Raw genomic sequence first — 25,684 nt, 5'->3', positions numbered from 1 at the left:
CGCGTCTCAGTAAGGAGTCTCCATGTCGTGGTTCGTCAAGAAACGTCAGCAGAAAACCGCCGTAGAGGAAAAGACCGTCCGGGTGCCTGAGGGCCTTTGGATCAAGTGTGAAGCCTGCAAGGAGCTGATCTACCGCAAGGAACTGGTCAACACCCACAACGTCTGCCCCAAGTGCGGCTACCACTTCCGCATCGGCGTGGACGAGCGGCTCGAGAACCTGATGGATGAGGGCTGGACGACGCTCTTCAGCGACCTCAAGAGCGGGGACCCCCTCGGATTCGTCTCGACCAAGAGCTACAAGGACCAGCTGAAGAAGCTGGAAGAGGCCGGGCATACGGAAGATGCGGTGGTGGTGGTCGAAGGCGCCATCTCGGGCCATCCCGTGGTGGCCGCGGTCATGAACTTCGATTTCCTCGCCGCGAGCATGGGCAGTGTGGTCGGCGAGAAGCTCCGGCTGGCCGCCGAGCGGGCCCTCGAGAAGCAGTGCGCCTACGTCATCGTGAGCTGCAGCGGCGGTGCCCGCATGCAGGAGGGCACCCTGTCGCTGATGCAGATGGCCAAGGTGAGCGCCGCCCTCGCCAAGCTGGACAAGGCCGGCCTGCCCTACCTCAGCATCCTCACGGACCCCACCACCGGCGGCGTGAGCGCCAGCTACGCCATGCTGGGGGATCTCAACATCGCCGAGCCCAAGGCCCAGATCGGGTTCGCGGGGCGCCGCGTCATCGAGCAGACCATCAAGCAGACCCTTCCGGATGACTTCCAGCGCTCGGAGTTCCTCCAGGCCCACGGCATGGTGGACAAGGTGGTCAACCGCGATCACCTCAAGGACTTCATCGCCGCGACCCTGGCGTGGATGATGCCCTCGCCCAGGGACTGATGGCCGGCGAATTCGTACCCATCCACGTCCCGCGCCTCCAGGAGCGGGGCCACCTTGGCATCAAGTGCGGACTGGACAACATCCGGACCCTGCTGGAGAGCCTGGGCCACCCCGATCACGGGTTTCCGGTGGTGCTCATCGCGGGCACCAACGGAAAGGGCAGCACGGGCGCCTTCCTCGCCCACATGTTGAAGGCCGCGGGCTTCGTGGTGGGCTGGACCACCTCGCCGCACCTGGTCGACGTCACCGAGCGCATCTGGGTGGATGGCGAACCCATCGGCGTGGGCGCGCTGGACCTGCTGCTGGGTGAGGCTTTCGAGGCTGAGGAGCGGACCGGGCTGCAGGCCACGTACTTCGAACTGATGATCACCGCCGCGCTGTCCGCCTTCCGGATGACCGGCGTGGAGGTGGCCCTCCTGGAAGTGGGCATGGGCGGGCGCTGGGACGCCACCAACGCCACGGATCCCATCCTCACGGTGCTCACCACGGTGGGGCTCGATCACCAGCAGTACCTGGGGAACACGCGGGAAGCCATTGCGCAAGAAAAGCTCTGCACCGCCCGGGACGACCGTCCGCTCGTGCTGGGCCCGACACTGGATCCGGAGTGGATCCGCCCGCTGCTGCCCTGCCGGCCCACTCTGCATCCGGCCTCCCGCCTCGGGCCTGCCGACATCCGCTGGGACCACTCGCGCGTGGCGGGACAGCGCGTTGGGCTCGCGGGCCTCCACCAGCTGGACAACCTGGCCACGGCCTTCGAAGCCGTGCGCCAACTTCAGGCGCTGGGCTTCCCGATTCCCGACGACCGGCTCTGGGAGGGCGTGGCGGCGGCACGCTGGCCCGGACGCCTGTGGAAGGTGCCGAGCCTGGAAGGCGTGTGGATGGACGGCGCCCACAACCCCGACGGCGCGCGGGCCCTGGCCGATCATGCCCTGGCCTGCGGCGTGAGGCCCCACCTCTATGTCGGCGCCATGGGAGACAAGGATCTCGCGGGCGTGGCACGCGAACTCAAGCGCATGCATCCGTTGTCGGTGACCTTCGTGCAGGGGGATGCGGAACGGTACGCCACGGCCCAGGGCCTGGGCGAAGCCTGGGGACTGGAAGCACCCATGCTCACCCTGCGGCAGGCCGCAGTGCACCTGCGGGCCGCGGCGGAAGCCCCGCGCCTGGTGACAGGATCGCTCTACCTGCTGGGGGACCTCCTCCGCGAGATGGGCATCCGGCCGTACTAAGGAAGATGCCCCCCGCCGACCGATAAGCAGCCCATGCGGTGGTTCTCCCTCTGTCTCGCGCTCTGCGCCGTGCTCGGCGCCCAGGCCCCCCTCCACGTGGTGGCCGTGGAGCGGCGCGGTCCACCGCCCTACGAACCCGGCGATCGGATCTACTGCCTGGATGGCGCGCAGGAGCAGGGCCTCCACGTGGGGGACCGTCTGATCGTCAAGCGGGCGGGGGATCTGCGAACCCTGGGCTACGCCTATGTGACGGGCCTTCGCGGCGCCCAGGCGGAAACGCGCTTCGAGCCCAAGGAGGCGCTCTATCCCATGAAGGGCGACCTCGCCTTTCCAGCCCTTCCCACCTGGGTGCCCAAGGCCCGGGCGCTGAACGTCGATCCGATTCCGGCCGCTCCTGCGCCGATGATGACGTCCGCGGCGCCGCCTCGGGAGGGCATCCTCTATTTCCTGCCCCAGCAGGGCGAGCTCAGTCCGGCCGGCGTGAAGAAGCTGGAGGCCTGGGTGAAAGCCTGGGGCCGGGCGGGCCGCTGGGCGGTGCAGGTGCCCTCGGACAAGGCCACGCCGGCCCTTCAGAAACAGCGGGCGGAATCCCTGCAGGCCGCGCTGCGCGCCCTGGGGGTGGCGCAGGCGGCCGTCGAGGCAGAGCCGAGATCGGCGGACAGCAAGTTCGATCCGACCTGGATCCGTCACTGGGACTGAGGCGGGATCAGGGCAATTCGGAAGCGCCGAGGCGGAAGGTCTGTCCGAGAGCGCCATAGTTGGGGCCGACAACGGAGGCGAGTCGGGACAGGGGCGTCCAGAGGCTGGCATCCGCGCAATCGGCCTCGGCGCTCCAGATGCGCTCGGCCGCATGGCTCACCAGCACATCCAGCAGGACGAGGGTGCTGGCGGGTCCCAGCTCCAGCTCCTGGTTCAGGCGGCACTCCAGGGCCACGGGGGCGTCCTTCAGACGGGGCGGACCCACGCGGAGGGAAGGTTCCGTGGGCAGGCCCAGCCGCTCGACTTCGCTGACCTCCGGAGCTACTTCATCGGCACTGGCGTGAAGCGCTTCCAGCAGGGGCAGGTCCGCCAGGTGCACGACGGCTTCGCGCCGTTCCCTCAGGTTGCGGTGGGTGTCCTTGAGTGATCCGTCCCGCCGCCGACCCAGGGTGACGGCGAGCATGGGGGGTCCGAAGATGCCCATGAAGCTGCTGAAGGGCGCCAGGTTCACGGCCCCCCCTTCATTCAAGGTGGTGATCCAGGCGATGGGCCGCGGGATGACGAGGCTGGACAGCACGCGGTAGACGTCACGCTTGGGCAGGGAGGCCAGGTCGCGGGTGATCATGCTCATTCCCCGATGATCTTGATCAGCACGCGCTTGTCCCGGCGGCCGTCGAATTCGCCGTAGAAGATCTGCTCCCAGGTTCCGAAGTCGAGGCGTCCGCCCGTGATGGCCACGACCACTTCGCGGCCCATGATCTGCCGCTTATGGTGGGCGTCGCCGTTGTCCTCGCCTGTGCGGTTGTGCAGGTAGCCGCCCTGGGCGGGATCGGATCCGGCGTTGAAGGGGGCCAGCTTCTCCAGCCAGCGGAGGTAGTCCTGCTTGAGGCCCGACTCCTCGTCGTTGATGAATACGCTGGAGGTGATGTGCATGGAGTTCACGAGGCAGAGCCCCTCCTGAACCCCGCTTTCGCGCACGGCCTCGGCCACCTGGTCCGTGATGTTCACGAAGCCCGCGCGGCCGGGGAGGCGGAGGGTGAGGACGGTCCGGTGGCTCTTCATGGGTCGAAGCATAACGAAAAACCCCGGGCCGGGGCCCGGGGTTCTTGGCGGGTCGCGAAGGGTCAGTAGCCGGCGATGGCGAAGTCGTCGACGTTCATCCGGTTGGACGTTCCGTCCGTCTTGCGGATCTCGAAGCGGATGGTGCCCGTCACGTTCACCGTGAAGGAGGCCGCGGCCAGGGTGGTGGACGAGGTGGTCACGAGGTTGCCGGCCTGGATCCAGGTGGATCCGCCGTCGGTGGAGTACCAGAGGCCCCAAGTGCTGTTGCCGTCGGTGCCGAACTTGGCGTGCTTCACGGATACGGTCTGGGCGCCGGTGGCGAAATCGAAGCCCATGGTGACCTTGCCGCTGTTGCGGACGCGGACGCTCTGGGCGCCGTTCTTGGCGTCGCTGGTGCTGTTGCCGAGGAGGGCGTCGGTCAGGGTCCAGGTGCCCGTGGGCAGGGTTACGGGGCCCGCGGTGTAGGACGTCTTCGTACCCGTGTCGAAGGACTCGGCGAGCGACGAGCCGGTGGGGACGCTGTTGCTCACGGAGAAACTCAGGGCCGGGGAGCTCCCCACGTTGCCCGCGGCGTCATAGGCCTTGGCCGTCAGCGAGTGGCCGCCGTTGGCCAGGGTGGTGCTGTCCAAGCCCAGGGCGTAGGGCGAGGCCGTGTCCGTGCCCTTCAGGACGCCGTCCACATAGAACTCCACCTTCGTCACGCCCACGTTGTCCGTGGCGGTGGCATTGAAGGTGATGGTGCCGGTGGAGCCGCTCTCGGTGACGGAGACGGTGGGCGGCGTGGTATCCGAACTGCCGCCCGAGGTCGTGACGCTCAGGGCGAAGTCGTCCACGACGAAGGAGGTCTGGTTGGAGCTGTCTTCGGTGCCCACCAGGTAGATCTGGATGGTCTGGCCCTTGTAGGCGGTGAGGTCGAAGCTCTTCTGGGCGAAGCCCGTGCTGGCGTTCAGGTTGGAGTAGATGGCGAGCGTCGCCAGGACGGTACCCGAGCCGTTGCGGACCTGCACCTTCAGGGTGTCGTTGGCCGCCGTGGTGGTGGTTTCCGCGGTATCGACGTGGAGCCAGAAGGTCAGCGTGGCCGCCGTGGCCGTGGGATCGATGGCCACCTGCTGGTAGAGGGAGTCGGTGTGGCTGCTGCCGTAGCCGTCCAGCCAGGCCTTCCAGCTGCCGCTGTGGGCGGCCTCCGACGTGCTGTTGTCAAGGACGCCGGCAGAGGCCGTCCAGGGGCTGGCCGAGCCGGTCTCGAAGCCGGGGTTGCCCAGAATCTGGGTGGTGGTGCCGCCGCCCGTGGGGTTGTTCACGGAGAAGGCCACGGAGGCGGAGGTGCCGACGTTGGCGGCGGCGTCATAGGCCTTGGCCACCAGGGTGTGGGATCCGTTAGCCAGCTTGGTGGAATCGGAGGCCAGGGTGTAGGGCGAGGCCGTATCGGTGCCCACCAGGGCGCCATCCACATAGAACTCAACCTTCGTGACACCCACGTTGTCGGTGGCGGAGGCGCTGAAGGAGATCGTGCCGCTCGTGCCGGATTCAGAGACGGAGACGGTGGGCGGCTGGGTGTCGGCCGTGGGGCTCACCGTGACGGTACGCGTGGCGGAGGCCGCCTGGCCCTGGTTGCTGGTGGCCGTGAAGGTGGCGGTGTAGGTGCCCGCCGTCGTGTAGGTGTGGTTCACCGGGCCCTGGACCGCCGCGGAGGCACCGTCTCCGAAGGACCAGCTGTAGCTGAGGGCGCTGCCGTCGGAGATCGTCGCGCTTCCCTGGAAGCTGACGGACCCGCCGGCCGTGATGGTGGGGTCGGTGGCCGGGGAGCTGATGCTCACTACGGGCACGGGCGCCGTGGTGGCCGCGCCCGCCAGGTAGGCCGTGGCGTTCATGAAGAAGGCTCGGTTGCTGTTGATGGGCCAGCTGGCATGCAGGCTCTTGCCGGAGGTCGTGGTGGTTCCGTCGTCGGCCGGAGCGCTGTCGCTGATGGCCACGACGCGCCCGCTGCCGACGGTGCAGGTGACGATGAAGGAGCCGCTGTCGCCGCTCACCTGCGTGTGGAGGATCTCCTGCACGCTCGGGTTCTGCGCGGTGCTGTAGTTCAGGTAGGAGTAGGAGTGGAAGTCCATCATCCCCAGCGAACCGAAGGAGCCGTTGACGATGGTCTGGGCCGCGGGGGAGGAGCTGGTGGTGAAGGCGGTGCTGGTGGTGTTGGCCTGAGCGTCGCCGGGCCCGTGGCCGGGCACGAAGGTGAAGCCGTAGGGGTTGGTGCCGTTCACCTGGACCATGTCGTTGAAGACGGTGTAGGCGTCCGTGCCTCCGCTGTAGCGGGCGGCGCCCACGTGGTTGCCCACGACGAAGAGCCCGCCGCCGTGCTGGACGTAGCTGAGGATGGCCTGCTTCTCCGCGGCCGTGAACAGGATGTAGGGCTCGTCGATGATGTAGGCCGCGTAATGGGAAAGGTCCTGCGCATTGCTGGTGTCGCCGTAGGTGACTCGGCCCGTGGGCGGCAGGGACTGCACGGTGTAGCCCGCCTTGTAGAGATCGAAGGCCCAGGCGCTGATGCCGCCGTTCCAGTCCGTCTCCGTGGTGGGGTTGGCGGGGCTGGGATCGGGTTCGCTGGCGGTGCAGATCACCCACTCGGCGGAGGTGCCCGCCTCCTCGTGGCGCGTGTGGTCGAAGAGGATCCGTTTGGGTGTCTGCGCGCCCAGGCTCAGGGCCGAAGCCAGGGCCAGACAGCAGAGGGTTCGGAAGGGTTGCATGAGGTGCTCCTGAAAGGGGAATGGAATCCCCCATTGCACCCGGGAGGGATGTGAACGCGAGGTGAATTCACGGGGCTTAACAACAATTAACAACTCGGATGCGGAGGCCTCTCGCGGCACACTGGTAGACCCCCCAGGACGCACCATGCTCATCCTTCCCGCCCTTGTAATGATCCAGGCCCCGGTTCCCGTGCCCGCCGCCAAGCCCGATCCGGTGCCGCTGGCGCGCATCGAACTGACGACGCCCTTCCCCGTGCACCTCGGCAGCGTGGGCCCGCGCGAAGCCCGCGAGGCCCTCTTCGGCATCCGAAGCACCCACGATCGCCCCTTCCGATTCCGCGTGCTCGACCTGTCGCTGGGGCTGAGCCTCGACGAGGCCCAGCTCGCGGCGCCGATGCAACCGGGTGAAGTGCGGACGCTGCGCCTCAAGGTGGATCCCTCGGGGCTGGAAGGCCCCATCAAGGGCGCCGTGCGCCTGGGCACGGATGATCCCGCCCAGCCCAACTACATCCTGCGTTACGACATGACGGTCCGCCCCGAGGTGGCGGTGGACAACACGCGCAAGAGCCTCGGCGACGTGGCACCTCACGAGACCCCCGAGGCGCGCTTCCACTTCACGCGGGAAGGCGGCGACCCCCTCAAGCTCGTGCTGGCCGGCGAGCTGCCCCCGCATCTCGCGGCCGAACTCGTGCACGAAGGCACGACCGCGGATCTGCGGGTCACCCTGCGCCCGAATCGTCTCAAACCGGGCACCACGGCGGGTCTGGAGGTCCTCAAGGTGGAGACGAACGGGCCCCGGCAGCCACAGTTCACCCTTTACCTCGACTGGCGCATCGCCACGCCGGTGGTGCCCACGCCCTCCCGCCTGGTGTTCACGGACCTGAAGACGACCCTGCTGGGATTGGAACTGGCGGCGCGGGATGGCAAGCCCTTCCGCATCCTCGGCGCCGAGATCCAGGGCAGGGGCTTCGAACTCATCGACGCGCCGGGGCCCGAAGCCGTGCGCCACACCTTGCGTGTGCGCCGCACCGGGCGCCAGACCGAGGCTGTGCTGGTGCTTCGCTGCTCGAACCAGGAGACGCCGCTCCAGGTGCCGCTCCGTTTCCTGGATCCAGGAGCTCCCGCAACACCCGAGCCCCGACCTTAGCGATCTTTTAACGGGCCCCCGGCGGGGCCGGGCAAGGCGCCCTGTTAATCTGACGCGCCCCTTGGAGGTGCTCTTTGATCCTCATCGCCGTTCTGCTGCTCGTCGTCGGATTGTTGGCCTGGCGCTGGAAGACCAAGGTCGGGTTTCCGCTGTCGGCCCGCCTGGTGATCGTGCAGTGGGTGGGCCTGGGACTCGGCGTGGTGGTCTTCCTCGCCTCCATGGCCGTCATCGTGCAGCCCGGCCAGGCGGGCGTGGTGGTGCTCTTCGGCCACGTGCAGACCCAGGTGCTGCCCGCGGGCCTGCACTTCATCAACCCCTTCTCCCAGGTGGTGGAGATGGAGGTCCGCACCCGCAACTACACCATGTCCGGCATCGCCGACGAGGGCCAGAAGCGGGGCGATGATTCCATCCCCGTCATCACCTCCGACGGCCTGACCGTGAAGCTGGATTCCACGGTCTTCTACCACCTGGACCAGGAGTACTGCGCCAAGATCTACGAGAAGATCGGCACCGACGTGGAAGGGCAGATCCTCCGCAGCCAGATCCGCACCTCGCTGCGCGATGCGGCGGCGGGCCTCAGCGCCACCGAACTCTACACCACGCATCGCATGGGTTTCGTCGAGAACGTGACGAAGACGCTGACGGCGGCCTTCAAGGAGCGCGGCATCGTCATGGAGCAGGTGCTGCTGCGCAACGTGCTGCTGCCCGACCAGATCACCAAGGCCATCAACGACAAGATCGCCGCCGACCAGGACGCGCAGAAGATGGCCTTCGTGCTGCAGAAGGAAAAGCAGGAGGCCGAGCGCAAGCGCATCGAGGCCGAGGGCCAGGCCCGGGCCCAGCAGATCGTGAGCCAGAGCCTGACGCCCCAGATCATCGAGTACCAGCGCATCCAGGCCCTGCGCGACATCGGCTCCAAGGGCAACCTCATCATCACGCCCATGGGCGGGGCCACGCCCATGATCCAGGTGTCTGGGAAGAAGTGATCAGCCTTTCTAGATGCTGGCGGGCTGGGCTTTGACCTTCTTGCCCGCCTTGGTGTCCTTGAGGTTCAGCTCGATCCTGATGACCTTTCCGTCCCGCTGCACGTCGAAGACGACCTTGTCGCTGGGCGGAATTACTTCCAGCATGGCCATGAACTGGCCTTCGCTTTCGAGGGCCCGTCCTTCGTAGCCCAGCAGGATGTCGCCCATCGATTTGACCTGGCCCGACGCGTCCACCTCCAGTGGTCGGAGTCCGGCCCGCCCGGCCGGCGAATCCGGGTCCACGGTCATGACCAGCAGCCCGCGGGTGATGCCGAAAGTCTGCCGGGCGGCGGCGGTGGTGAAGACTTCGAAGCCCATGCGGGGGGGCTCCAACCGCCCGCGGGCGATGAGCTTGGGCACGATGTCATTCAAGGTGTCCACGGGGATGGCGAAGCCCACTCCCGCCGAACTGCCGCTCGTGCTGGTGATGGCGGTGTTCATGCCGACCAGGCGCCCGCCGCTGTCCAGGAGCGGGCCGCCGGAGTTGCCGGGGTTCACGGCGGCGTCCGTCTGGATGGCGTTCAGGATGCTCGAGTTGTAGCCGGTGTCGATCTTCCGGCTGAGGGCCGAGATGACGCCCCTCGTGAGCGAATGGTCCAGGCCGAAGGGATTGCCGATGGCGAGCACGGACTGGCCCACCTGCAGATCGCTGCTACGGCCGATGGGGATGGGCTTCATGTCCTTCAGCGGGGCGAAGGCCTGGATCACCGCGATGTCGTAGGCGAAGCTGACGCCGATGACGCGGCCCTTGTAGGTCTTCCCGTCGGCGAGGGTGACTTCCACCTCCTGGACCTCGCCGATGCGCAGGCCCTGATCCTCCACCGTGATGACGTGGTGGTTGGTGACGATGTGGCCCCAGTCGTCCCAGACGAAGCCCGTGCCAGATCCCGTGGGGATCTTGGCGATGTCGAGGGTCCGGGGATCCTGTCCCTTCACGATGGCCGACACGAAGACGACGCTGGATTTGGCCTCCTTGAAGCGGCGGATGATGTTGCGCTCTTCCGGGCTGAGCGGGGCCTGAGGCGCCACGGGGCGGGCCTTCGCATGGGCGCGGAAGCGCTCGATGGTGGCCTCTTCAGTGGGGGGCGCGGGCTTGGATGCCGTCTGCGCGGCCAGGGGTAGGGCCATCAGGGCGGTCAGGGCGGCACGGATCATGGGGGCTCCCGGGTCGATTATGGGGTCTCGGGGCGGAGCTGGTTGCCCCGAGTCGAGGCCAAGGGCCCGGATTCCTTTTTGTCTGCGTCACTTCACCAAGACCCCGTCGGGTTCTAAGCTGAGGGTTCATGCTCGACCTCAGGTCACGATCCCCGCGCACGGCCCTGTTTCTGGGGATCGCCTTCCTCGTGTTGCTGGGGGGCGGTAGCGCCATGGCCTGGCTGCTGGCGGGGCAGGGCGTCCGGGCCCCACTGCGCATCCTCCTCGTCACCCCGCCCGCGGCCCCGGCCTCGGGGCTGGAAGCGGCTCAGGGCCGGGCCCTCGGAGCCCTCATCCAGGATCATCTGGAGCACCTCGGCGGATTCGCCGTCACCAGCGTCACCGAGCTGCCCGCGGACCTGGGCCCCCTGATCGGCCAGGCGCGCACCCTGATGGTGCAGACCGAGCCCAGTCGCCAGGGCGAGGATCTGGCGCTCTCCTACCGCTTTGCCTGGGGCAAGCAACTCGCCAAGGGATCGCCGGTGCCCTGGGTGCGGCACGAGGCGGAGCCGCTGCCGCCTTCCCGGGCCTTTGATGCCTTCCTCAGGACCTTTCCCAAGCCCGTGAACCTGCCGGCCGGAAGCCTCGTGCCCAGGTCGGCGGCGGTGTTCTGGGACCTGGTGCGCTCGACCACCTGGCGGCTGCAGAACCAGCATCTGGACGAGGCGATGCAACTCGCCGAGCAGACCACCCGCCTGGAGCCCGACTGCGCGTCCACCTGGATCCTGCTCGGGAACCTCCGCTACCGTCAGATGCTCAACAGCCAGGCGGCTTTCCGTCAGGAGCAGACCGACGCGGAGGCCTGCCTCCAGCGGGGGCTCGCCCTGGCGCCGGGACATCCGCGCGGGACCTTCCTGCTCTCCCTGCTCAAGAGCGACATCGGGAACCAGCGAGAGGCCCTGGACCTGCTCCTGCGGGTGCGGCGCAAGCAGTCGCACAACCCGACCCTTCTCACGGGGATCGCCTACGCCGCGCGCGGGGCGGGCCTGCTGCCGATGGCGCGACGGGCCATGGACCTGCGGGACCGCCTCGCCTTCGCGCAGCTGCAGCCGCAGGCGGTGGATATCACCTGCCTCTACACCGGCGAGATCGCCCGTTTCGAGGCCAGCCTGCAGGAACAGCCGGGGCACCTGAGGAGCACCTCGGGCGTGCTGCCCTTCTACCGCGGCTATCTGGCCCTGGTCCGGGGCAACCAGGCCCTGGCGCACCAGGAATTCGAGGCGGCGGCCAACCTCAATGGCGGCTATCCCAACATCCTGCGCCTGAGCCAGATCTACGATTTGATCCTGGAAGGCCGCAAGGATGAGGCCTGGAAGAAGCTGCGGGAATATGACCAGGAGCGCATCGGCATGCGCGAACCCGACGGCGAGTTCACCATCCGCCTGGCGGAGGCCTACGCGATGATGGGCGACCGGGCCAGTGCCATGGAAATGGCCAGCCGGGCCTTTGCGCGCGGTTTCGGCTGCACCGCCTGGTACGAGCGGAGCCCCATGCTGGAGCCCCTGCGTGGCCTGCCCAAATGGCAGGCCCTCCTGCAGCACCTCCGGGAACGGCAACTCCTGATGGAAGACCGCTTTCCCATCGGCCTGCTGGAGGACCTCTGAGGGGTCGGAAACCATCTCTTCGAAGGAATGGAAAGGGCCGGTAAACTTGGGTTTTCCCCCAATCCGGGAGTCCCATGTCCACACTGACCGCGCCCGCGTCTCTCGACCCTTCTCTCGAGGGTTATGTACCCCAGCACAAGGTGCGCTTCGTCACCGCCGCCAGCCTCTTCGATGGCCACGATGCCAGCATCAACATCATGCGCCGCATCCTTCAGGCCACGGGCTGCGAGGTGATCCACCTGGGCCACAACCGGGCCGTGCAGGACATCGTCGAGACCGCCATCCATGAGGATGCCCAGGGCATCGCGCTATCGAGCTACCAGGGCGGTCACGTGGAGTACTTCAAGTACATGGTGGACCTGCTGCGGGAGCGCGGCGCGGGGCATATCCAAGTCTTCGGCGGCGGTGGCGGCGTCATCTCCCCCGAGGAGATCCGCGAACTGGAAGTCTACGGCGTCGCCCGCATCTACAGCCCCGAGGACGGCCGCCACATGGGCCTCCAGGGCATGATCGACGACATGGTGCGCCGCTGTGACATCGATCCCCGCACCACCCCCGAATTCCATCCGCTCGCCCGCCGCATCACGCGCATCGAGTTGGGTGAAGTGGCCGCCCTGCCTTCGGCCCTCGGCACCCAGAAGATCCCCGTGCTGGGCATCACCGGCACGGGCGGCGCGGGGAAATCCTCCCTCATCGATGAGCTGCTGCGGCGCTTCCTGGTGGACTTCCCCGACAAGCGCGTGGCCGTGCTCAGCGTCGATCCCACCAAGCGCAAGACCGGCGGGGCCCTGCTGGGCGACCGTATCCGCATGAATTCGCTCTACCACCCCGAGCTGCGGGATCGCGTCTTCATGCGCAGCCTCGCCACCCGCAGCGCCGCCCACCGTGCCACCAGCGAGGCCCTGGTGGCCAGCATCGCCGCCGCCAAGGCCGAGGGCTTCGACCTGGTGATCGTCGAGACGGCGGGAATCGGCCAGAGCGATAGCGAAATCGCGGACATGGTGGACCTCTCCATGTACGTGATGACGCCTGAATATGGCGCCGCCAGCCAGCTCGAGAAGATCGACATGCTGGATTTCGCCGACCTCGTCGTGCTCAACAAGGCCGACAAGCGGGGCGCCGAGGATGCCCTGCGCGATGTGCGCAAGCAGTACCAGCGCGCCCACAAGCGCTTCAGCGAGGCGGCCGATGACATGCCCGTCTACGCCACCTGCGCCAGCCAGTTCAACGACCCCGCCACCAACTGGCTTTTCGTGAACCTGGTGAAGGCCATCGCCGCCAAGGCCGGCCTGGACTGGATGCCCAAGCTCGAAGCCCAGGCCGTGAATCCCCGCCGGGCCGCCATTATTCCCCCCGAGCGGGTGCGCTACCTGGCCGAGATCGCCGATACCGTGCAGGGCTTCAAGGCCTGGGCCCGCCGCCAGGCCGACACGGCCGAGATCGCCTTCGCGCTGTGGACCAGTCTGCGGGCCCTGGGCGACAAGGTGCCGCCCGCGGGGGGCTTCTATGACGCCATCCACCTCACGGAGGCCGGCGAGGGCGATCAGGGCGCGGCGATCCTGCTGCTCCGCCAGCGCTACCAGGAGCACCTGGGCGAGCTGCACACCGAAAGCCGCCGCCTCATCCACGATTGGGCCGAGCTGAAGCGCAGCTACACCGAGCCGGAGAATGTCTACGTCGTGCGTGGCAAGGAGATCCGCACCGAGAACTACACCGCCTCGCTCAGTGGCACGCTGGTGCCCAAGGTGGCCCTGCCGCCCTACTCGGGCTGGGGCGAGCTGCTGCGCTGGCAGCTGCTGGAAAACCTGCCGGGCCGCTTCCCCTTCACGGCCGGTGTCTTCGAGTACAAGCGCGTGGGTGAGGATCCCACCCGCATGTTCGCCGGCGAGGGTACGCCTGAGCGCACGAACAAGCGCTTCCACTACGTGAGCCAGGGCCAGCCCGCCGTGCGGCTCAGCACGGCCTTCGATAGCGTCACGCTCTACGGCGAAGACCCCCACGTCCGCCCCGATATCTACGGCAAGGTCGGCAACAGTGGCGTCTCCGTCTGCACGGTGGACGACGCGAAGAAGCTCTACTCGGGCTTCGATCTGCTCTGCCCCACCACCAGCGTGAGCATGACCATCAACGGCCCCGCGCCCACCATGCTGGCCTTCTTCCTCAACGCCGCCATCGATCAGCGCGCCGAGATGTGGCTGAAGGAGCACGGGCAGATGGAAGCCGCCCAGGCCAAGATCGACGCGATGTACGCCGCCAAGGGCCTGTCGCGGCCCCGCTACGAGGGCGGTCTGCCCGAAGGCAACCACGGCCTGGGCCTGGCCTTGCTGGGCGTGACCTCGGACGAGATCCTGCCCGCCGACGTCTACGCCAAGCTCCGCGCCGAGGCGCTGCAGACCGTGCGCGGCACCGTGCAGGCCGACATCCTGAAAGAGGACCAGGCCCAGAACACCTGCATCTTCAGTACGGAGTTCAGCCTCAAGGTGATGGGCGACATCCAGTCGACCTTCATCGAGGAGAAGGTCCGCAACTTCTACTCGGTGAGCATCAGCGGCTACCACATCGCCGAGGCCGGCGCGAACCCCATCAGCCAGCTGGCCTTCACGCTGGCCAACGGCTTCACTTTCGTCGAGTACTACCTGTCGCGCGGCATGCACATTGATGACTTCGCGCCGAACCTCAGCTTCTTCTTCAGCAACGGCCTCGATCCCGAATACAGCGTCATCGGCCGCGTGGCCCGCCGCATCTGGGCCGTGGCCATGAAGGAGAAGTACGGCGCCAACGACCGCAGCCAGAAGCTGAAGTACCACATCCAGACCAGCGGCCGTTCCCTGCACGCCCAGGAGATCGACTTCAACGACATCCGCACGACGCTGCAGGCCCTCTACGCCATCTACGACAACTGCAACAGCCTGCATACGAACGCCTACGACGAGGCCATCACCACGCCCACCGAAGAAAGCGTGCGCCGCGCCATCGCCGTGCAGCTCATCATCAACCGCGAACTGGGCCAGGCGAAGAACGAGAACCCACTGCAGGGCGCCTTCCTCATCGAGCAGATGACCGAGCTGGTGGAGGAGGCGGTGCTCATGGAGTTCCGCCGCATCGCCGACCGCGGCGGCGTGCTGGGGGCCATGGAGACCATGTACCAGCGCGGCAAGATCCAGGAAGAATCCATGCACTACGAGCACCTCAAGCACAGCGGCGAGCTGCCCATCATTGGCGTGAACACCTTCCTGAACCCCCAGCCCGCCGAGCTCGGCGCACCGGAACTGATCCGCAGCACCGAGACCGAAAAGCGCCAGCAGATCACCAACCTCGAAGCCTTCCACGCCCGCAACGCCGACCGCGCCCCCGCGGCCTTGGAGCACCTGAAGGAGGTCGCCCGGGCCAACGGCAACCTCTTCGAGGAGCTTCTCGACGCCGCCAAGGTCTGCAGCCTCGGCCAGATCAGCCAGGCCCTCTACGAAGTCGGCGGGCAGTACCGGAGGAACATGTAAGCGACCGCTGGGTGGCGAAGCGGAGGACTGAATGTCCTCCGCGAAGCCGGGACCCAGCGAGGAGCTTATGCCACGAGACCGCTGGGTGGCGAAGCGGAGGACCTCCGCCGGAGGCTCAGGGCATCAAGCCCTGGGCTCCTGCGCGCCCTTCAGGCTTGCAGCGTCGGAGCCTCTGTCCTCCGCGAAGCCGGGACCCAGCGAGGAGCTTATGCCACGAGACCGCTGGGGCGAAGCCCAGGCGGGTGGCGAGGGGCGCTGCTGTGCAGCGTTCCTCGCCACCCGCCGGGCTGAGCATCACAGCCAGGTTGGCCACCCCGGTCTTCCGATCGAGGCCCGAATGGTCCCCCGACTTGGCACCTACCCTGCAAAGATCACTTGTGACGGGCAGGCGATGCCCCCTACAGGATGATGGGTCTCATCCGGGTCGGGGAGGTTGCCTGGCCCCTGGAGTTCTCGTGTCGCCGGAAGCCATCTCCAACGCCAAGCTGATCGCACTGCTGCGCCGCTTCATGATGGAGCACGCCAAATCCGCCAGCCGATCCATTTGCATGTGCCCCATCTGCGTGGATGCGCGGAAGGTGCTGGACAAGGTCTATGGGGAGAACCGCTGAGCGGGCTAAGTGGCTTTGAGCGAGCGGGGCCTCGAACGCGTCTGGCTCCGCCATCCGCCGGTCTCGTTCCGACGCCACATCTGTGGCGTCTCCACGATCCCACTCGCTGGCCCGAGTCCAACCGGGCGCTGGTGCGGTCGTAGGAAGGCGGGAGCCTCGAACCGCCACCTGCTGGCCCAAGTCCAACTGGGCGCTGGTGCGCCAGGGTGGTGGATATGTGGAGGGGCCTCGAACGCGTCTGGCTTCGCCATCCGCCGGTCTCGTTCCGACGCCACGCCTGTGGCGTCTCCACGATCCCACTCGCTGGCCCGAGTCCAGCCGGGCGCTGGTGCGCCAGGGTGGTGGATATGTGGAGGGGCCTCGAACGCGTCTGGCTCCGCCATCCGCCGGTCTCGTTCCGACGCCACGTTTGTGGCGTCTCACGATCCCACTCGCTGGCCCGAGTCCAGCTGGGCGCTGGTGCGCCCAGCTGGACTCGAACCAGCGACCTGCAGCTTAGAAGGCTGCTGCTCTATCCACCTGAGCTATGGGCGCGCAGCACCCAGTCTAGCGGGTTGCAGTGGCGGCGCCCATCAGGGCCAGCTGTTTCTGGAACTGGGGGCCCTTGTAGCCGAGGGCCTGGGCCTTCATGAAACAGTCCCTGCCCTTGGCGATGTTCTTGGGCACGCCGGGGAAATCGCCGTTGAAGTAACGGTCGCCCATCATGGCCCAGGCCTCCGGGATGTCGTATTTCAGGCAGGTGTCGAGGAAGGGCTGTCCCCTGGGATCGGAGAGCTTTCCGGGCTGGAGGCGCTGGAGGGGTTTCAGCCCCACGGGAATGCCGCGCCCCTGCCAGCTGGAGATCAGCAGGGCGGCGAGGTAGTACTTGGTGGCTTGTGCCGGGTCGGCGGCCTTGTCGCTTTCGGCGGGATCATAGCTCTCGGCGAGCTTCATGTAGTAGGCCACGTTGGGATAACGGTTATCGCTGTCCAGCACCCGGATGGCGGCCAGCCAATACTGGCGGGCCTTGGCGATGTCGCCATCCCGAGCGCTCCGGTCGGCGAGGATGTCCATGGCGATGGGATCGCCCTCCTGGATCTTCTGGTCGAGTTCGGCCTGTCCCATGATCGTCGGGATCTCCCCATAGATTTCCGGGCCTGCCTCGGCGCTGCGGTTGTACTCGACCACCATGGCACGGTAGAACCAGAGGGAGTTGTCGTGCTCGTTGACGAAGAGGCGCTTCAACAGCCCCTCCTGCTTGGTCTGGGTCTCATAGCCGTAGCGGGAATATCCGCTTGAGGATCCACTGGATGGCGTGTAGCTGCCCACGTAGTTCGTGCCGTTTCCGAATTGGTAGAGGTTCTGGACCTCATCGTTGAATCCTGAGTTGGTCTGGCCCAGGCCCTCCTTCTGGATGAAGTCGGTGATGCGGTTCATGTCGGTCAGCTGGGCCTTGACCAGGCTCACGAGCAGGCGTTTCCCCTCCAGCCGCCGGTTGTTCTGGATGAGCAGGCGGACCTTGTCCAGATTGACGTCCAGGTTGTTGGGATTGGCGAGGGTGTATTTCTGGATCCACACGAGGGCGGCCGCAGCATCGAGGGGCGTTCCCTGGCCCGCGGCGGCGTAGCGGGACAGGTAGAGGAAGGCCTCGTTCTGGCCGTTCTCGGCCAGGCGCTGGGCCAGCCGGTAGCGGAACTCGGGCGTGTCACTTCCGGCCTTCAAAAGGTTCATGGCCTTCTGGGTCGCCAGGTCACGGATCTGCGGGGTGAAGTTCGTCAGGTCCGCGTAGAGCCGCTCGTTGGGTTTGACATAGATCTTCTCGTGGAAGGAGGGCCACTCCAGCATCTTGCGCTGGTTCACGAAGGCGTTCAGGTTGACCTTCATTTCCTCGCCGGCGGGGAAGAGGGATTCGACCTTCCGCTCCATGGCCCCGTAGAGGAACATCGATGCGACCAGGGTCAGGCCCCCGCGTCCGGCCACGGTCCAGAACCCGATGCCGAAGGTGTCTTCCAGACGCCGGATCGTGAACCAGAAGATGACGGCCAGGGCCAGCAGGCGCAGGAAGGGAAACATCGTGAAGGGCGCCAGCATGGCGCCGAGCATGGCGAGGATACTCAGGGCCGTTTTGTAGTCGATGTGGGCCCCGTCTTCGATGCGGGAGAGGGCTCCCGCCGTGACGGCAGCCCAAAGCCATCCGACTCCGAACAGGATGAGCGGCAGGGCCAGGTAGGCCATCCAGTAGCCGCGGGCCAGCACGAACACCAGGGGGTAGAGCATGAGCTGGTAGATGGGGTTCGGCGTGGTGGCGTTGTAGAGCGAGGCGCCCGCATGGTAGACCACGCCCAGGATGACCCCCAGCAGCAGCAGCATGATGAAGGGCATGGCCAACGACAGCCCGAAGAGTGAGATCTGGGCCTTGCGGAACCGGGACCAGTCGACTTCCGCCGCGAAGGCCTTGGCGGGGTCGAAGTAGACCTCGGCCACCATGCTCTTGATGGGCGCCAGGCGAGAAGGCCGGGCGGTCGCCTGGGGTTCTGGATCCGCAGGCACGAAGGGTGTGTCGTCGGGCAGGGGTTCAAAGGTCCGCGGCGTGACTTTGCGCGGGGTGGGTTCCTCCGCCAGCAGGATCTTCGGCTCGGGTTCAGGGGCCTTGGGGCTGCCTGCGCCGGAATCGCCGGAGAGGTCGAGAAGGATGTCCAGCGAATCGGAGGGTTCTTGGTTCAAAGGCCACGTCCAGGAAAAAGGGATAGACGGTTGGTGGGGTGGGGTGTCCATTATTGAGCCAGAAAGATGGTGGCTTTTTCCTATGACGTTCGACAAGATTCCATCGCCCTCGCCGCCCCAGTGCAGGGCGATCTGGATCTTGTGCGCCGCCATGACCCGATGGGAGCCCCTCGACTCCAGGGCAGCGGCGGCGCGCCTGGAGGAGGCTGGACGGCGCCTGGATCTGTCGGCGCAGATCGGGGTTCCGCCTTCCTTTCCGGAGCTGCCGCTTCCGCTGGAAGCCTTCACGCAAAGCCTGTCCCTTTTGCGGGAGGCCGCACCCTCGACGCGGCGGCTGGCGCTGCGAGGTGCCCTGGAAGTGGCTCTGGGCCGAGGAACCCTGCCCCTGGCGCAGAACCAAGCCCTTCGCACCGTGACGGAGGCCCTGGCCTTGGGACCGGGCGATCTGGCGGAGCTCATGTCCCAACGGACCGGCGCCGTGCTGCCGGAACCCTGGGATCCGAGTCTGCCGGCCGCATGGCGGGGACGGGATGGAAATGGCCCCGGCCCTGGAGGCCCCTGGGATGACGGCGGACCCCATCCAGGTGCGGTGGCTCCGATGGGCGGGGACCGCCTGGCCCGCATCAAGGCCCTGGGATTGTTGGGGCTCGACGAGGGGGCTTCCGAGGCGGAGATCCGGCGGGCCTTCCTGCGCATCAGCCGCGTGCACCACCCGGACCACTACGCCGCCTCCGGGCCCGAGGCCGCCCAAGAGGCGGACCTGGCCTTCCGCCGCCTCAAGGATGCCTACGAGTTCTTGCTGAAGGTCGAGGCATGAGGGATCTCTACCGAGCCCTGGGCCTTTCCGGCATCGAGGCCGACCGCCCCAGTATCGAGCGGGCCCTCGCCCGGCCCGGATGCCCCGTGGAGCTGCGCGAGGCCGCCCGGTTCGTGCTGCTGGACGCTTCCCGGAAGGCGCGGTACGACTGGGTTTTGAGCCGAGGTCGGGAGCTGTCGGCGGTCCGGTCCAGCCTGGGGCTTGCGGAAGATCCGGGCCTTTCGAATCCTCCTCGGGCCTTTGAAACCCCGGCCCGCGCCCCTGTCCGCGGCCAGGCGCACGCGTCCGCCCGGGGCTTCCGAAGGACGGGTTGGGCGGTGGCGGGCCTGATACTCGTGGCCCTGATCGTGGGAATCGGCATGCGCGCCGCCCGCGTGGTCCCGGGGGCGGAAGTCACCGCGCCGGGACAGGGGCTTCGCGAAACCCGGCCACGACCCGCGGGGGAATCCGCGCCGCGGGCGGAGGAACTGGCGCCCATGCCGCCTCCGGATCACGGCTGGCTTCAGCTGGGCCCGGAGATCCGTCCCACGGTGTCCTGGCGGATCGATACGGAACCCGGCCAGGACTACGTCCTGACCCTGCTCGACGCGAAGTCCCAGGCCCTCGCCCTGACGCTCTACCTGCGCGGTGGCGAGACCTACCAAGGTCTGGCGCCCGAGGGCAGTTTCGAACTGGCCTATGTGACGGGCAGCCACTGGTACGGTCAACAGCAAGGGTTCGGGCCCGGCGCCAAGCAGGTCAAACCTGGCCTGACGTACCAGGTGCAGGCGGGACCCGCCGGTGACGGGAGTTGGAAATTGCGCCTCAATCCCAACGCCTGCGAGGGGATGCCCAGCGTGCCGAAACCCGCCTCCTCGCCGAACCCTGCTCCGGCGGGCGCCGATCCTTCGTTATGATGTGGCAGGCTTCTGCCCAACCTTCGAGTGCCCCATGATGCCGCGATCGAATCGTGCCTGGATCCTTTCCGTTCTTCTGCTGGGTGTGTGCCCCGGAAGGGCCCAGGGGCTCGCGCCCATGGCGACGCCCGTTCCGGCCGCGGCGGACAAGTACTGGGGACGCCTGAGGACCCTGGTCTCCTTTCTCGTCACCGACGAGGGTACGCGGAAGGTCTTCGCCAGCCACCGCGGCCTCGGGGATTCCTTCGGGTCCGAGGAGCACTTCGCCTACTTCGTCGCACCTTGGCGCCCTCGTCTGAGCGCGCTGCCCGCCAACCGCCAGGAGGCGGGAGGCGTGGAGCTGGAAACGCTGCAGAAGGCCGACGGCACCACGACCTGCCTCATGACCTTCCACCATCAGGAGCCTGCCCACGCCATCACGATCCTGAAGACCGTGTGGATGGACGACACCTTGCTGAAGGTGTCCTTCATGAAGGGTTTCGCCGAGATCCCCGACGACAACGCCGCGCGGAACCGCCAGTACGCGCGGGAAGAGGCGTACCGTCAGTACTATCGCCCGGCTCCCGCCAGAAAATAATCGCGAGCTAGGCCGACAGGAAGAGCAGCTTGAGCAGGAAGATCACCGAGAGCACGAGGATGATGGGATTGATCTCCTTCCGGCGGCCGGTGGCGGCCTTCAGCACGGTGTAGGCGATCATGCCGAGGGCGATGCCGTTCACGATGGAGAAGGTGAAGGGCATGACGATGACGGCGAGATAGGCGGGGATGGCGTCGGTGATGTCGTCGAAGCGGATCTCCTTGATCTCCGACAGCATGAAGAAGCCGATCATCATGAGGGCCGGCGAGGTGGCCTGCAGGGGCACCATCAGGAATAAGGGTGAAAGGAAGAGCGCGAGGGCCATCCAGCCGGCGACGACGAGGGCCGTGAGGCCCGTCTTGCCGCCCTCGGCCACGCCCGAGGCGCTTTCGATGTAGGCCGTGATGGCCGTCGTGCCGAACATGGACGCGAAGGTGGTGCCCACGGCGTCGGCCATGAAGGCCTTCGAGGCGCCGGGGAATTTGCCCTCCTTGTCCAGCAGCTTGCCCTGGGCGCCGATGCCCATGAGCGTGCCGATGGTGTCGAACATGTCCACGAAGAGCAGGGTGAAGAGGATGATGAAGATGTTGACCATGCCGCCCAGGGACCTGGTCCAGGACCAGTCGTACTGGAACATCTTCGGCCAGCTCGGGATCTGGAAGAGGGCGCCCTTGGGAAGATGCGTGAACCCGCCGCCGAAGCTGGCGGGCAGCAGGCCCGCCAGGGTGATGGCGAGGATGCCCAGGAGGATGGCGCCCTTCACGCGCCGGGCCACGAGCACGGCGATGAGGAAGAGGCCGACGACGCTCCAGAAGGCGGGGGTCAGGTGGCCGTGGTCCCAGAATTTCGCGATGAAGAGGTTGTTCACGTCGTGCAGGCCGAAGAGGGCCGAGGGGTCGTTCTTCAACACCGGGAAGACCGCGTCGGCGTCGAACTTCAGGCCCACCTGCGTCACGCCCGAATCCACGAAGCCGATGATGGCGATGAAGAGTCCGATGCCCACGGAGATTCCCTTCTTCAGCGAGAAGGGGATGGCGTCCATGAAGGCTTCGCGCACCTTCATGGCGCTGAGGAAGATGAAGACGATGCCTTCGAGCAGCAGGGCCGTGAGGGCCGCCTGGATGGTGTAGCCCATGCCGCCCTGGCTGGCGGGCGCGCAGACGGTGAAGGCGAAGAAGGCCGAGAGGCCGATGCCCGAGGCGAAGGCGATGGGCAGGTTCGCGTAGAAGGCGCCGATGAGGGTCGAGATGATGGCGCAGACGAGGAAGGCCGTGAAACCCTGGGCCGGCGCGATGCCCGCCACCTTGAGGAAGGCGTTGGGGATCAGCGAGATCACGTAGGCCAGCGAAATGAAGGTGGTGGTGCCCGCGAGCACCTCGGTGGCCACCGTCGTGCCCTTGGCTTTCAGGTTGAAGAAGCGATCCATGTCGTCCTCCAGAAAGGGGAGCTCAGTGCGCTGTTTCCGAATCGTTGCTGAGGCCCATGCGGTCGAAGGCCCAGAAGAGCAGGCTGAGGAAGATGGCCACCAGGGTGCCGAGGGCCATGCCGCGCAGTTCCACCGTGCCCAGTTTCACTGTGGCGCCGCTGGTGCCGCTGATGAGCACGACGCTGGTCAGCACGAGGTTGCGGGCCTTCGTGTAGTCCACCTGCTTTTCCACCAGCATGCGGATGCCCGCGGCGGCGATGACGCCGAAGAGCAGGAGGCAGACACCCCCCATGACGGGCACGGGGATGGCGCGGATGGCCGCCGCGGCCTTGCCCACGAAGCTGACGGCGATGGCGATGAGGGCCGCGCCGCGGATCACCCACACGCTGTAGACCTTGGTGATGGCCATGACGCCGATGTTCTCGCCGTAGGTCGTGTTGGGCGTGGCGCCCGCCAGCCCCGACAGGATGTTGGACAGGCCGTCGCCCAGCAGGGAGCGGTGCAGGCCCGGGTCCTTCACCAGATCCCGAGATACGATGTTGCCCGTCACCACCAGGTGGCCGATGTGCTCCGCCAGTACCACCAGGGCCGCGGGCATGATCATGAGAATGGCCTGGGGGCTGAAGATCGGACGGTAGAGCGAGGGCACCTGGAACCAGGGCGCCGCCGCGATGGAAGCGAGATCCACCTTGCCGAGGACCAGCGACAGGGCCGTACCGCCCACGACGCCCAGCAGCACGGGGATCACGCCCCAGAAACCGCGCAGCAGCACCGAGCAGAGGATGGTGAGGCCCAGGGTGAAGAGGGAGACCGCCATGGCCGATCCGGCCGTGAAGGGGCCCGACACCTTGCCTGTGAGGCCGGCCATGTCGGCGGCCACCGGGGCCAGTTCCAGGCCGATCACCGCCACGATGGCGCCCATGGCCGCGGCGGGGAAGATGACGTCGATCCAGCGCGTGCCCGCCACGCGGACGATCTGGCTGACGAGCACGAAGAAGAGGCCGAAGGCGATGAAGCCGCCCTGGGCCGCCGCGTAGCTGCCCAGCGCGGGCTGGGCGAGCACGGCCAATACGGGCGCGATGAAGGCGAAGCTCGATCCCAGGTAGGCGGGGATGCGGCCCCTGCAGATCCACAGGTAGAGCAGGGTGCCCACGCCGTTCATGAGCAGGCTGGTGGCCGGGTTCACATGCAACAGGAAGGGCACCAGCACGGTGGCGCCGAACATGGCGAAGAGGTGCTGCAGGCTGAGGGGAAGCGTCTGTCCCAGGGGCAGGCGTTCCTCGACGTCGATGGCGCGGCGCAGCATGGGGGCCCCGGAGGAAAGGATCCAAGCATCGTGACGGAAGAACCTGTGTTGCGCCGTCAGAAATCGTGTGCTGGATTCTTTCACGGGGGCCGCCGGGCGGGAATCACATCCCTAGGGTCTGAAGCGCGCCAGTTCGGCCTCCAGCTCGGCGATGCGGGTCCGGAGGGGGAGGACCGCCTCCCGGATCTCGGCTTCCGTGTAGCGGGGCGTGATGTGCTGGGGGCAGTTCCAATCGAAGGCTTCGACGCGGATGCGGAACAAGCGCTCCGTGACGGCTTGCTGACCTGGGACGATCAGGGCCTCCGCGAGTTCGGGGTTCGACGCCGCCTCCAGCACCTCGGCGCGGCCGAGGATCTTCAGGCGGGCCTTCAGGGGGTAGTTCATGAGGAAGAGGCAGACCCGGCCGTCCTTCGACAGGTTGCCCGTGCTCAGCAGCTGGCGGTTGCCACGCAGGTCCGCGAAGCCAAGCTCGGCGGGGCCGAGCACCTTCAGGAAACCCTTGGGCCCGCCCCGATGCTGCACATAAGGCCAGCCTTCCTCGCTCACGGTGGCGAGGTAGAAGCTGTCCATCCCGGCGATGAAGGCGGCCTCGTCGGGGCCGAGAACCTGCGGCCCTTCTGTCGTAGGCCTCGCCTGGCTGCGCCCGTAGGCGCGGGCTTGGGCGGCCTGCACGCTCGGGGTCAGCATCAGATCCATGAAGCGGGAAGACATGGGAACTCCCTTCGCGGGGCGGGCCGCACCCTGGTTCGATGCGGCCCAGGCCCGGTTCATTTCAGTCCTGGTCCGTCTCAGACGCGGCTCAGGCGCGCGGCGGCGGGGAAATCAACCTCGGTGCCGGCCACGTGGTTCGTGTAGTTGGTAAGGATGTTCACGGCCACGTTGGCCACGACCTCCAGCAGGTCCTGATCGTCGAGACCGGCCTCGCGGGCGGCCTGCAGATCAAGGGCTGAGACTTGCCCCCGTTCGCGGACCACGGCGCGGGAGAAGGCCGCCAGGGCCGCCTGGCGGGGATTGGCGGGCACGCCCGATCGAGACTGAAGAATGGTGTCGGCGTCCAGGCCCACCATGTGGCCGATGGCGCTGTGGGCCGCCAGGCAGTAGTCGCAGCCGTTGACCTCGGCCACGGCCAGGGCGATCACTTCGCGCTGCTCCGCGTCCAGGCGGCCGCCGCCGATGGCTTCGGAGGCGCCCAGGTAGGCCTTCAGGGCGGCCGGGGCCTGGGCCAGGGTGAGGAAGAGGTTGGGCACCCGGCCCAGCTTGGCCTTCACGGCCTGGAGGATGGGCGCGACTTCCGGGGAAGCCTGGCTGAGGTCGAGAGGCTGGATGGTGGCCATGATGGCTCCTGGGAATGGGTGCTCAGTGCACCGTCCAAAGGTGGCACCCTGATTCCACCCGAAGGTGACTGAGGGTCCGAGAAAGCAGACCCGGAGTCCACGCATGCCGAGCGACGCCCTCCAGCCCCTCTTCGAGCACTTCCGGCTTCGGGCCCAGACCTTCTTCACCGGCAACCTCTGCGCCGTGGCCAGCTTCGAAAAGCCGCAGGATCATGGGCACCTGCACCTGGTGCGGGCGGGCCGCGGGGAGATCCGCTACCAGAGCGGCCGGAAGGCTCTGCGCATCGAGGGCCCGGGCCTGCTCTTCTACCCGCGGAACCTGCCCCATCACCTGGTTCCCGAGGGGCCCGAAGGGTTGGATCTGGTCTGCGCCACCATCACCTTCGGACTGGGCGTGGGCTGCCCGCTCGCCCTGGCCCTGCCCGAGGTCATGCACCTGGGGGTTGGGCAGGTGGGCCCGCTGGCGGAGCTCATCTTCCAGGAGGCCTTCGGGACCGCCCAGGGCCGGCAGGCCGTCGTGGATCGTCTTTGCGAAGTGGTGCTGGTCCACTTCGTCCGCCAGGCGCTCGAGGCGGGGCAGGCGCAGGCGGGGCTGATGGCGGGCCTCATGCATCCGCAGCTGCGGAACGCCCTCACGGCCCTGCACGCGGATCCCGCGCGGGCCTGGTCGCTCGAGGACATGGCCGCGGAGGCGGGTCTGTCGCGCAGCGCCTTCGCGGCGCTCTTCAAGCAGACGGTGGGCACCACGCCGGGTGAGCACCTGGCGCGGTTCCGCGTGGCCACGGCCCAGGAGCGGCTGGCCCGGGGATTGCCCCTGAAGGTGGTCGCCTACGACGTGGGCTACGGCAGTTCCACGGCCCTGTCCCGCGCCTTCCGGGAGCTCACGGGCCTGTCGCCGCGGGCCTGGCTGGACGCGCAGCGGAGCTGACCGGACACCGG

Annotated in this window: 21 protein-coding genes and 1 tRNA gene; 12 read left to right on the top strand and 10 right to left on the bottom strand. The window is 67.3% G+C overall.

The window, feature by feature from the left end; translation table 11 throughout:
• Positions 1–22: 22 nt before the first annotated feature.
• Genes accD through QSJ34_RS08370 form a run of 3 tightly spaced genes read left to right on the top strand, consistent with a single transcriptional unit; the run spans position 23 to position 2,805 of the window.
• On the top strand, positions 23–877 hold the full coding sequence (gene accD, locus QSJ34_RS08380) for an acetyl-CoA carboxylase, carboxyltransferase subunit beta (RefSeq protein ID WP_285573816.1): 855 nt from the start codon (positions 23–25) through the stop codon (positions 875–877).
• Entirely contained in the window at positions 850–2,106 is a 1,257-nt protein-coding gene (locus QSJ34_RS08375; RefSeq protein ID WP_285573814.1) for a bifunctional folylpolyglutamate synthase/dihydrofolate synthase, read from the top strand. Before accD ends, QSJ34_RS08375 begins: the two co-directional genes overlap by 28 nt.
• 33 nt (positions 2,107–2,139) lie before the next feature.
• Positions 2,140–2,805, top strand: coding sequence for a hypothetical protein (locus tag QSJ34_RS08370; protein WP_285573812.1), 666 nt, complete (start codon positions 2,140–2,142; stop codon positions 2,803–2,805).
• A gap of 7 nt (positions 2,806–2,812) precedes the next feature.
• Here QSJ34_RS08370 and QSJ34_RS08365 read toward each other — a convergent pair whose 3' ends face one another.
• From QSJ34_RS08365 to QSJ34_RS08355, 3 genes are all read right to left on the bottom strand, one after another.
• Complete coding sequence (locus QSJ34_RS08365; protein ID WP_285573811.1) at positions 2,813–3,430, bottom strand: flavin reductase family protein; 618 nt, start codon at positions 3,428–3,430, stop codon at positions 2,813–2,815.
• Positions 3,431–3,432: 2 nt separating this feature from the next.
• Entirely contained in the window at positions 3,433–3,867 is a 435-nt protein-coding gene (locus QSJ34_RS08360) for a secondary thiamine-phosphate synthase enzyme YjbQ (RefSeq protein WP_420798837.1), read from the bottom strand.
• A 62-nt stretch (positions 3,868–3,929) separates the two neighbouring features.
• Positions 3,930–6,608, bottom strand: a complete 2,679-nt coding sequence (locus QSJ34_RS08355; RefSeq protein WP_285573808.1) for an Ig-like domain-containing protein — start codon at positions 6,606–6,608, stop codon at positions 3,930–3,932.
• 145 nt (positions 6,609–6,753) lie between these two features.
• Here QSJ34_RS08355 and QSJ34_RS08350 point away from each other — a divergent pair, with 145 nt between their 5' ends.
• Positions 6,754–7,755 (top strand): hypothetical protein, encoded by a 1,002-nt coding sequence (locus QSJ34_RS08350; protein ID WP_285573806.1) that lies wholly within the window; start codon positions 6,754–6,756, stop codon positions 7,753–7,755.
• Positions 7,756–7,829: 74 nt separating this feature from the next.
• Positions 7,830–8,741, top strand: coding sequence for a prohibitin family protein (locus tag QSJ34_RS08345; protein ID WP_285573805.1), 912 nt, complete (start codon positions 7,830–7,832; stop codon positions 8,739–8,741).
• 9 nt (positions 8,742–8,750) lie between these two features.
• On the opposite strand, the gene QSJ34_RS08340 is transcribed toward QSJ34_RS08345, so the two are convergent.
• Positions 8,751–9,935 carry a S1C family serine protease gene (locus QSJ34_RS08340; protein WP_285573804.1) on the bottom strand — a complete coding sequence of 395 codons (1,185 nt, stop codon included), beginning with the start codon at positions 9,933–9,935 and terminating at the stop codon, positions 8,751–8,753.
• 128 nt (positions 9,936–10,063) lie between these two features.
• On the opposite strand from QSJ34_RS08340, the gene QSJ34_RS08335 reads away from it, so the two are divergent.
• The 3 genes from QSJ34_RS08335 to QSJ34_RS08325 all read left to right on the top strand — a co-directional run bounded on the left by QSJ34_RS08335 (position 10,064) and on the right by QSJ34_RS08325 (position 15,686).
• Positions 10,064–11,578: a tetratricopeptide repeat protein gene (locus QSJ34_RS08335; RefSeq protein WP_285573797.1), complete on the top strand. Its 1,515-nt coding sequence runs from the start codon at positions 10,064–10,066 to the stop codon at positions 11,576–11,578.
• A gap of 74 nt (positions 11,579–11,652) precedes the next feature.
• The gene (locus QSJ34_RS08330) at positions 11,653–15,075 is read left to right on the top strand and encodes a methylmalonyl-CoA mutase family protein (RefSeq protein ID WP_285573794.1); all 3,423 of its coding nucleotides are present in this window, start codon (positions 11,653–11,655) and stop codon (positions 15,073–15,075) included.
• Positions 15,076–15,530: 455 nt separating this feature from the next.
• Complete coding sequence (locus tag QSJ34_RS08325; RefSeq protein ID WP_285573792.1) at positions 15,531–15,686, top strand: hypothetical protein; 156 nt, start codon at positions 15,531–15,533, stop codon at positions 15,684–15,686.
• Positions 15,687–16,143: 457 nt separating this feature from the next.
• Here QSJ34_RS08325 and QSJ34_RS08320 read toward each other — a convergent pair.
• Together QSJ34_RS08320 and QSJ34_RS08315 are read right to left on the bottom strand one after the other, a co-directional pair.
• Positions 16,144–16,220: transfer RNA gene (locus QSJ34_RS08320), tRNA-Arg, on the bottom strand.
• 12 nt (positions 16,221–16,232) lie between these two features.
• Positions 16,233–18,389 (bottom strand): hypothetical protein, encoded by a 2,157-nt coding sequence (locus tag QSJ34_RS08315; RefSeq protein WP_285573791.1) that lies wholly within the window; start codon positions 18,387–18,389, stop codon positions 16,233–16,235.
• 151 nt (positions 18,390–18,540) lie between these two features.
• On the opposite strand from QSJ34_RS08315, the gene QSJ34_RS08310 reads away from it, so the two are divergent.
• From QSJ34_RS08310 to QSJ34_RS08300, 3 genes are read left to right on the top strand one after another with little or no spacing between them, the layout of a single operon-like run.
• The gene (locus QSJ34_RS08310) at positions 18,541–19,206 is read left to right on the top strand and encodes a J domain-containing protein (RefSeq protein WP_285573789.1); all 666 of its coding nucleotides are present in this window, start codon (positions 18,541–18,543) and stop codon (positions 19,204–19,206) included.
• Complete coding sequence (locus tag QSJ34_RS08305) at positions 19,203–20,102, top strand: hypothetical protein (protein ID WP_285573786.1); 900 nt, start codon at positions 19,203–19,205, stop codon at positions 20,100–20,102. The genes QSJ34_RS08310 and QSJ34_RS08305 overlap by 4 nt, the downstream gene beginning before the upstream one ends.
• Before the next feature lie 34 nt (positions 20,103–20,136).
• Entirely contained in the window at positions 20,137–20,679 is a 543-nt protein-coding gene (locus tag QSJ34_RS08300) for a hypothetical protein (protein ID WP_285573783.1), read from the top strand.
• Positions 20,680–20,686: 7 nt separating this feature from the next.
• On the opposite strand, the gene QSJ34_RS08295 is transcribed toward QSJ34_RS08300, so the two are convergent.
• The 4 genes from QSJ34_RS08295 to QSJ34_RS08280 form a co-directional block, all read right to left on the bottom strand.
• Positions 20,687–22,105, bottom strand: coding sequence for an NCS2 family permease (locus QSJ34_RS08295; protein ID WP_285573781.1), 1,419 nt, complete (start codon positions 22,103–22,105; stop codon positions 20,687–20,689).
• 22 nt (positions 22,106–22,127) lie between these two features.
• On the bottom strand, positions 22,128–23,411 hold the full coding sequence (uraA, locus tag QSJ34_RS08290; protein ID WP_285573778.1) for a uracil permease: 1,284 nt from the start codon (positions 23,409–23,411) through the stop codon (positions 22,128–22,130).
• Between the two features lie 111 nt (positions 23,412–23,522).
• Complete coding sequence (locus QSJ34_RS08285; RefSeq protein WP_285573776.1) at positions 23,523–24,122, bottom strand: pyridoxamine 5'-phosphate oxidase family protein; 600 nt, start codon at positions 24,120–24,122, stop codon at positions 23,523–23,525.
• Between the two features lie 77 nt (positions 24,123–24,199).
• Entirely contained in the window at positions 24,200–24,745 is a 546-nt protein-coding gene (locus QSJ34_RS08280) for a carboxymuconolactone decarboxylase family protein (protein WP_285573774.1), read from the bottom strand.
• A 103-nt stretch (positions 24,746–24,848) separates the two neighbouring features.
• On the opposite strand from QSJ34_RS08280, the gene QSJ34_RS08275 reads away from it, so the two are divergent.
• Positions 24,849–25,673, top strand: coding sequence for an AraC family transcriptional regulator (locus QSJ34_RS08275; RefSeq protein ID WP_285573772.1), 825 nt, complete (start codon positions 24,849–24,851; stop codon positions 25,671–25,673).
• The last annotated feature ends 11 nt before the right edge of the window (positions 25,674–25,684 follow it).

Origin of the sequence: Geothrix limicola (assembly GCF_030268085.1) — a bacterium.
Taxonomy (GTDB): Bacteria; Acidobacteriota; Holophagae; order Holophagales; family Holophagaceae; genus Geothrix; species Geothrix limicola.
Note: the sequence above shows the minus strand (reverse complement) of the source record. Positions and strands in the feature narration are given on the sequence as shown.